The sequence below is a fragment of the Nocardioides sp. genome, from assembly GCF_031422975.1.
Lineage (GTDB): Bacteria > Actinomycetota > Actinomycetes > Propionibacteriales > Nocardioidaceae > Nocardioides.
This window is the reverse complement of the sequence record NZ_JANPEO010000124.1, coordinates 1-7,662: the sequence shown is the minus strand read 5'-3', so window position 1 is coordinate 7,662 and position 7,662 is coordinate 1. Positions and strand designations below refer to the sequence as shown.

6 protein-coding genes are annotated in these 7,662 nt (G+C 69.1%); 3 read left to right on the top strand and 3 right to left on the bottom strand.

Going from position 1 to position 7,662, the window contains the following annotated elements:
* Window positions 1–64 precede the first annotated feature (64 nt).
* The gene (locus RMO85_RS04015) at window positions 65–562 is read left to right on the top strand and encodes a MarR family transcriptional regulator (RefSeq protein ID WP_310526616.1); all 498 of its coding nucleotides are present in this window, start codon (window positions 65–67) and stop codon (window positions 560–562) included.
* A 130-nt stretch (window positions 563–692) separates the two neighbouring features.
* Here the strand turns inward: RMO85_RS04015 and RMO85_RS04010 are convergent, their stop codons facing one another.
* The 3 genes from RMO85_RS04010 to RMO85_RS04000 all read right to left on the bottom strand — a co-directional run bounded on the left by RMO85_RS04010 (window position 693) and on the right by RMO85_RS04000 (window position 5,140).
* Window positions 693–1,538, bottom strand: coding sequence for an aldo/keto reductase (locus RMO85_RS04010; protein ID WP_310526615.1), 846 nt, complete (start codon window positions 1,536–1,538; stop codon window positions 693–695).
* A 61-nt stretch (window positions 1,539–1,599) separates the two neighbouring features.
* The gene (locus tag RMO85_RS04005) at window positions 1,600–3,615 is read right to left on the bottom strand and encodes a M4 family metallopeptidase (protein WP_310526614.1); all 2,016 of its coding nucleotides are present in this window, start codon (window positions 3,613–3,615) and stop codon (window positions 1,600–1,602) included.
* 181 nt (window positions 3,616–3,796) lie between these two features.
* Window positions 3,797–5,140, bottom strand: coding sequence for an aminotransferase class I/II-fold pyridoxal phosphate-dependent enzyme (locus RMO85_RS04000; RefSeq protein ID WP_310526613.1), 1,344 nt, complete (start codon window positions 5,138–5,140; stop codon window positions 3,797–3,799).
* 126 nt (window positions 5,141–5,266) lie between these two features.
* On the opposite strand from RMO85_RS04000, the gene RMO85_RS03995 reads away from it, so the two are divergent.
* Both RMO85_RS03995 and hydA read left to right on the top strand, forming a co-directional pair.
* Window positions 5,267–6,115 carry a nitrilase-related carbon-nitrogen hydrolase gene (locus RMO85_RS03995; protein ID WP_310526612.1) on the top strand — a complete coding sequence of 283 codons (849 nt, stop codon included), beginning with the start codon at window positions 5,267–5,269 and terminating at the stop codon, window positions 6,113–6,115.
* A 10-nt stretch (window positions 6,116–6,125) separates the two neighbouring features.
* On the top strand, window positions 6,126–7,556 hold the full coding sequence (hydA, locus tag RMO85_RS03990) for a dihydropyrimidinase (protein WP_310526611.1): 1,431 nt from the start codon (window positions 6,126–6,128) through the stop codon (window positions 7,554–7,556).
* Window positions 7,557–7,662 lie beyond the last annotated feature (106 nt).

Sequence of the window (7,662 nt, the reverse complement as noted above, 5' to 3'; positions counted from 1 at the left end):
CCCGGCTCCGCAGTATAGTTTCCATGGAAGAGATAATGTCTGCGGCGGCAGATATATTCCTCTCGTGAGTGATGACCTCGACCACGTCGCCCGGATCCAGCAGCAGTGGGCGCGGGAGAGGCCCGACCTGGACACCAGCGCGATGGGGATCATCGGCCGGCTGCACCGGTTGGCCGACGTGCTGCACGCCGAACTGCGCCCGGTGTTCGAGAGGGCCGGCCTGTCCGACGGGGAGTTCGACGTGCTCGCCGCCCTGCGCCGCGCCGGCTCCCCGTTCGCGCTGACACCCGGCCAGCTCGCCGAGACCACCGTGATCACGTCCGGAACGGTGACCAAGCGCGTCGACCGGCTGGCGGCCGCCGGGTTGGTGACGCGCGAGCGCGTCGAGCACGACGGGCGCGTACGCCGCATTGCGCTCACGTCATCTGGTCGAGAACTCATCGACGAGGTGGTCGGGATCCACTTCGCCAACGAGGAGCGGCTGCTGGCCGGGTTCTCCGAGATCGAGCGCGCGCGCCTCACCCACCTGTTGACCCGGTGGACACGCTCGCTCGGGATCTGACGGCTCAGGTCGTCAGCGGGGCGGCCGAGTCGTCCGACGAACGCCGCGAACTGGCGGCGTACGACATGGATCTTGGCGATCCGGATGTCGGCCGCCGCCAGTTGCCGGCGATCAGGGACGGCAAGAAGGATCAGGCCGGGATCCAGTCGAACTCGTCCGGGTTCGGGCCCATCCGGCCGGCCTCGCCGAGATCCAGCGCGGAGACCGACGCCATCTGCTCGTGCGAGAGCTCGAAGTCGAAGAGCTCGAAGTTCTGCTGCATCCGCTCGCGGTGCATCGACTTGGGGAAGACGATGTCGCCGCGCTGGAGGTGCCAGCGCAGCGCGACCTGGGCCGGGGACCTGCCGACGAGGGCGGCGATCTCACCCATCACGTCGTCGTCGTGGACCTTGCCCTGCGCGATCGGCGACCAGGCCTCGGTCAGCACGCCATGGCGGGCGTTGGCCGCGCGGACCGCCTCGTTGGCGAAGAACGGGTGCACCTCGACCTGGTTGACGACCGGCACGACGCCCGTCTTGGAAACGATCTCGTCGAGGTGGTCGGGCTGGAAGTTGGAGACGCCGATCGAGCGCGTCCTGCCCTCCGCCTGGAGCGCGGCGAGCGTCTCCCAGGTGGAGACGAAGTCGCCGTCGTACTGCGTCGGCAGCGGCCAGTGGATGAGGAACAGGTCGACCTGGTCGAGGCCGAGCCGGCTCAGCGACTTCTCGAGCGAGCGGCGGGCGTCGTCGGGTCGGTGGAAGCCGTTGTTGAGCTTGGTGGTGATGTAGAGGTCGCCGCGGTCGAGACCGGAGTCCTTGATGGCGGTGCCGACGCCCTCCTCGTTCTGGTACATCTGCGCCGTGTCGATGTGGCGGTAGCCCACCTCGAAGGCGGTGCGCACGGTCGCGGCGGTCTCCTCCGGGGGGACCTGGAAGACACCGAAGCCGAGCTGGGGGATGGACGTGCCGTCATGGAGGGTCAGATTCGGGACAGTCATGACAGGCCCTACGCAGATCGGCCCCGGATAATTCCCCGGGGCCGATCCGCTCAGGTGCGAGTCAGCTCACGCTGACTGCGGTGTCATCGACGACGAAGCTCGTCTGGAGCGAGGCGTCCTCGTTCATCAGGAACTTCACCGTGACTGCCTGACCCTTGTAGGCGAGCAGGCTGTGGCTGAACTGCGTGTAGGTCGCGTTGGTGCCGACGTTGCTGAAGGTGCGCAGCGTCGTGGTGACGCCGCCGACGACGACCTGGACCTTCATGGTGTCGTAGGCGGTGGTGCCCGACTCGGCGGTGTCGGTACGGATCCAGTAGGACAGGTTCGCCGCCGTGGCCGTCGAGGGGACGGTGACCGTCTGGGTCAGGGTCTCCGTCGAGGTCGTGGCGTTGCCGCCGAGCCATGCCTTGTAGGAGCCGGTGCGCGCCGGGCGCCCGGTGTTGGTGCTGATCACTGCGGTGTTGCCGGCCCACGACGCCGCACCGGACTCGAAGCCCGGGTTGAGCAGGATGTTGCCGCCGGTGGGAGGCGGGGTGGTGGCACACGTCGGGTCCGCCGCCTGGGCGGGCACGTCGACCGCGTCCCACGCGCTCTTCACCGCGTTGAACTGGGCGCAGGTGCCGTCCAGGTTCTTGGCCGCCTGCAGCGTCCAGGTGCGGTACTTGAGGTAGGACGCCCCGGTGGTCTTCATCAGCATCGCGTTGTACATGATCTTGCCGGCGTTCTGGACGCCGATCCCGGTCACGCTGGTGCCGTCGCACTTCGAGATCCCGCCCTGGGCGAGCAGGTAGAACCAGTGGTTGCCGGGACCGGCCGCCGCGTGCACCTCGGTGGTCGGGATCGCGCTGGTGTAGCAGCTCGGGTCGCCGGCGGCGGCAGGGTCGGCCATGTTGCGGATCGGGCCCTGGCCGACGAGGTTGATCTCCTCGCCCACCGTCCAGTCGGGACCGTCGTACGCCGCCGCCTGGTTGTCGTAGAACTCGGTGAGCGCGCCGAACACGTCACCCACGAACTCCTGGGTCCCCGAGCCGGAGATGCCGCCGGGCGTCTTGTCGTCGACGCCGTGGCCGAACTCGTGCGCGATCACGTCGAGCTCGCCGATCCACGAGCCGGCCTGGTTGTGACCGATCTGGACCTGCGTGCCGTCGTAGTAGGCGTTGATGTCGTTGAGGCCGACCTTGATCGGCACCCAGCCTCCGGTGCCGTTCATGCCGCTGCGGCCCAGCCAGGAGGACATCATCATCCGCATCTGCTGCGCGCCGTAGAACGCGTCGACGCAGCCGGTCTCGCGGCTGGTCGCGACGCCGTTGCCCCACGAGTCGTCCGGACCGCTGAAGACGACGTTGTTGGCCGAGTCGGCACACGTCAGCGTCGTCGCGGCGGAGTCGCGCATGGAGTAGGTGCTGCCCGCGAGGGTGGTGTTGAAGGCCAGCGGGTTGGGGCCGCTGTAGGCCGCACTCCCGCTGCCGTCGACCACGTGCTCCGTGATCGCGAGGACTGCGCCGTCCTGCGCGTCGACGTACACGGACTGGCGCGATGCCTCGCCGGCGTCCCGGCCCGAGATGGTGGTCTCGTAGGCGAGGTGGCTGGTGGCGCCGTCCTGCCAGATGACCAGGGCAGTGGGCTCGACGTTCTCGACGGCGTCGACCTGACCACGGGAGATCGCGATGGCCCGGTCCCGCGTGATCGCCGGCGTGGTGGAGGCGACGTCGACGGGGGCTGTCTGCGCCACCTCGGTGTTGAGGACCTCGCCGCCGGCGCCGGTGACGACGACGAAGTCGCCGCCGATGACGGGCAGCCCCTGGTGCAGCCGCTCATAGGCCACGGCGACGGTGTTGTTGCCGCCCTGGAAGGTGGCGGCGCGGACGAGCTTGTCGCCTTGGGCCAGCTTGAGCCTGCCTTCGTGCCTGGCGATCCACTGGGCCGCCTTGTCATGCGCTGCCTGGATCGAGCTGGGCTCGTCCTGGGCGGCGGAGGCCGGCGCGACCGAGGTCATCGGCATTGCCAGGGTCGCGGCGGACAGGGCCAGTGTTGCCAGGCCTGCCAGTCGTGGAGTGCTCGAGTGTGAGCGTGTCACGGGGGGTCCTCTCCTTCATGGCCGGATCTCGGCCACCGGATGCACCTGAGGAGTAACAGGCGCACTGCACAAAATGGCAACGCGATGGACATCGGTCTATGGAGATCGCCGTGCAGGAAGATGCAATGCGTGAACTTGTAGGACGTGCCCGCTGCCGACGGCGGGCGAAGCGGCGGCGGTCTCAGGCCGCGGTCGCCGCGGCCATCAGGGCGGCGGCCACCTCGTCGGCGTGCTCCGGATCGACGAGACCCGAGGTGATCCGGATGTGCGGCGTGCGGGTGTCGCCGGGGAAGAACGGCGTGCCGCCGGCGACGCGGATGCCCTCGGCGGCCAGGTGGAGCAGGGCCGCGCGCTCGTGGTGCACCGGCAGCCAGAGGTTGATGCCGTCGGGGGTGCTGACGGTGATCCCCTGCTCGGCCAGCCGGGCGGCCAGGTCGCGCTGACGGCCGAAGTACTGCCGGCGGGCCTCGGAGACCTCGTCCATCGACCGCGCCTGGGTCAGCAGGTCGTGGAGGATCGTCTGCACCATCCGTGAGGTCCAGCCGGGCCCGAGCATCCGTCGCGCCACGAGTGGGTCGACCATCTCCGCGGGCCCACCCAACGCGGCTATCCGCAGGTCGGGGCCGTGTGACTTGGAGAAGCTGCGCACGTGCACGACCCGCTCGGGCACGAAGCTGCCCAGCGAGACGTCAGGGCTGGTGCTGATCGCGCCGGAGTGGTCGTCCTCGACGATCCACGGCAGCGGTTGGCGGCGTCGTCTCGTCAGCACGGCGGCCAGTTGACGCGCCCGCTCGGGAGACATCGAGACCCCGGTCGGGTTCTGGGCGCGCGGCTGGAGGACCACCGCGACCGGTCGGGCATCGAGCGCGGCGCGCAGGGACTCGGGTCGGACCCCGGAGGCGTCCATCGCGAGGGGGACGATCTCCGCCCCCAGCGACTCCACGAGGTCGTAGAACGGCGGGAAGCCGGGAGACTCCAACGCGACCCGGTCGCCGAGGTGGACGCACTGTTCGAGCACCCGGGCGATCCCGTCGGTGGCGCCGTCGACCACGGTGATCAACTCGGCGGGATAGGGCCAGGTCGCCTCGAGCACCGATCGAAGCTGGGGCAGCACGGGCTCGTCCTGATAGACGCCGGTGCCGGCGCGGGCGGAGACCCGGCCGAACGCGGGGCCGAGGCTGGGCAGCAGCGACGGGTCGGGGGTGCCGCGCGAGAGGTCCATGCGCAGCCCGGCCGGACTGGCGCCGACCAGCCCACGCTGACGCGGGCTCAGCCACGGACGTGGCGTCTCGCGCACGAAGGTGCCGGAGCGTCCCCGCGAGACGACCACGCCCGTACGCCGCAGTGCCTGCCACGCCGCGCTGACGGTGGCCGGGCTGACGCCGAGCTCGGCCGCGACCTCGCGCACCGTCGGCAGGCGCTCACCGGGTGCGAGCTCGCCGGAGCGGATCGCGCGGCCGAAGGCGCCCGCGATGCCCTGCGGGGACCGGTCGGCCAGCGTGGCGAGGTCGGGGGAGCGGCTCACGGTGACGGCTCCGTTCGTGCCGCCGAGGACGGCCGGGAATTTACGCTCGGGAAAAGCATGGGAAATGTTCAACCAAGAGGATAACGTTCCAAGCGGCAGCGTAGCCATCACCCGGGAGGACTCTTCATGACGACCGTCAGGGCAGCGATCACCCAGACCACGTGGACCGGTGACAAGGACTCGATGCTGGACAAGCACGAGCAGTTCGCCCGTGATGCCAAGGCGCAGGGGGCGCAGGTGATCTGCTTCCAGGAGCTGTTCTACGGCCCCTACTTCGGCATCACCCAGGACCAGAAGTACTACCGCTTCGCCGAGCCGGCCGACGGCCCGATCGTGCAGCGCTTCGCGGCGCTCGCCAAGGAGCTCGAGCTGGTGATGGTCCTGCCGATCTACGAGGAGGAGCAGACCGGCGTCTACTACAACACCGCGGTCGTCGTGGACAACGACGGCACCATCCTGGGCAGCTATCGCAAGCACCACATCCCGCACCTCGACAAGTTCTGGGAGAAGTTCTACTTCCGCCCCGGCAACCTCGGCTATCCCGTCTTCGACACCGCGGTCGGCAAGATCGGCGTCTACATCTGTTACGACCGGCACTTCCCCGAGGGCTGGCGCGAGCTCGGCCTCGGCGGTGCCCACATGGTGTTCAACCCCAATGCCACCAAGCCCGGCCTCTCCAACCGGCTCTGGGAGGTCGAGGGACCGTGCGCGGCCGTCGCCAACGGCTACTTCGTGCTGCAGCCCAACCGGGTCGGCCGCGAGGACAACGAGTACGGCGACGACGCGGTCGACTTCTACGGCACCAGCCAGGTCATCGACCCACGCGGCAACTTCGTCGGCGAGCGCGGGTCCTCCGACGCGGAGGAGCTGATGATCCGCGACATCGACCTCGACATGGTGCGCCAGATGCGCGACGACTGGCAGTTCTACCGCGATCGTCGCCCCGATTCCTACACCGCCATCGCGCACGCCTAGGAGGGCAGCCATGAGCACCTTGCTGATCACGGGGGGCACGGTGGTCAGCGCCACCGGCCGGACCGTTGCCGATGTCCTGGTCGACGGTGAGCGCATCGTCGCCGTACTCCAACCGGGCTCGACGCTGCTCGGACACGACCTCGCCGCCGCGGTCGACACCCTGATCGACGCGACCGGGAAGTACGTCATCCCGGGCGGTATCGACGCCCACACGCACATGGAGCTGCCCTTCGGCGGCACCAACGCCAGCGACACCTTCGAGACCGGGACGACCGCCGCGGCCTGGGGCGGCACCACCTCGATCATCGACTTCGCGGTGCAGAAGTACGGCGAGGCGGTGGAGACCGGGCTCGCGGCGTGGCACGAGAAGGCCGGCGGCAACTGCGCGGTCGACTACGGCTTCCACCAGATCATCGGTGGTGTCGATGAGCAGTCGCTGAAGGCGATGGAGACGCTCGTCGACGAGGGGATCACCAGCTACAAGCTGTTCATGGCCTATCCCGGCGTCTTCTACTCCGACGACGCGCAGATCCTCAAGGCGATGCAGAAGGCCGCCGAGCTCGGCCTGATGACGATGATGCACGCCGAGAACGGGCCGGCGATCGACGTGCTCGCCGAGCAGCTCTACAACCAGGGCAAGACCGGGCCGTACTACCACGGCATCGCCCGCGCCTGGCAGATGGAGGAGGAGGCCACGCACCGCGCGATCATGCTGGCCGACCTCACCAACGCCCCGTTGTACGTCGTCCACGTGAGCGCCAAGCAGGCCGTGGCCCAGCTCGCGGCGGCCCGCGACCGCGGCAAGAACGTCTTCGGCGAGACCTGTCCGCAATACCTCTACCTCTCCCTCGAGGAGCAGCTGGGGGCCGGCGGCAAGGACGGCTTCGAGGGCGCCAAGTGGGTCTGCTCCACGCCGCTGCGCTCCCGCGAGGAGGGCCACCAGGACGCCATGTGGCAGGGCCTGCGCACCAACGACCTGCAGATGGTCTCGACCGACCACTGCCCGTTCTGCATGAAGGACCAGAAGGAGCTCGGGCTCGGCGACTTCCGGGCGATCCCGAACGGGATCGGGTCGATCGAGCACCGGATGGACCTGCTCTACCAGGGCGTCGTCACCGGCGAGCTCACCCTCGAGCGCTGGGTCGAGCTGACGTCGACCACCCCGGCGCGGATGTTCGGGCTCTACGGCACCAAGGGCGTCATCGCCCCCGGCGCCGACGCCGACCTCGTCGTCTACGACCCGGCCGGGCACACCAGCATCGGCTACGAGAAGACCCACCACATGAACATGGACCACTCCGCCTGGGAGGGATTCGAGATCGACGGTCACGTCGACGTCGTCATCTCCCGGGGCGAGGTCCTGGTCTCCGACGGCACCTTCCACGGCCGCGCCGGCCACGGCCGCTTCCTCAAGCGCGGCCTCACCCAATACCTGTCCTAGAAGGAGCCCGAGATGGACTTTGGCATCGTGCTGCAGACCAATCCGCCCGCGTGGCGCACCGTCGGTCTCGCCAAGCAGGCCGAGGAGCACGGCTTCGACTACGTCT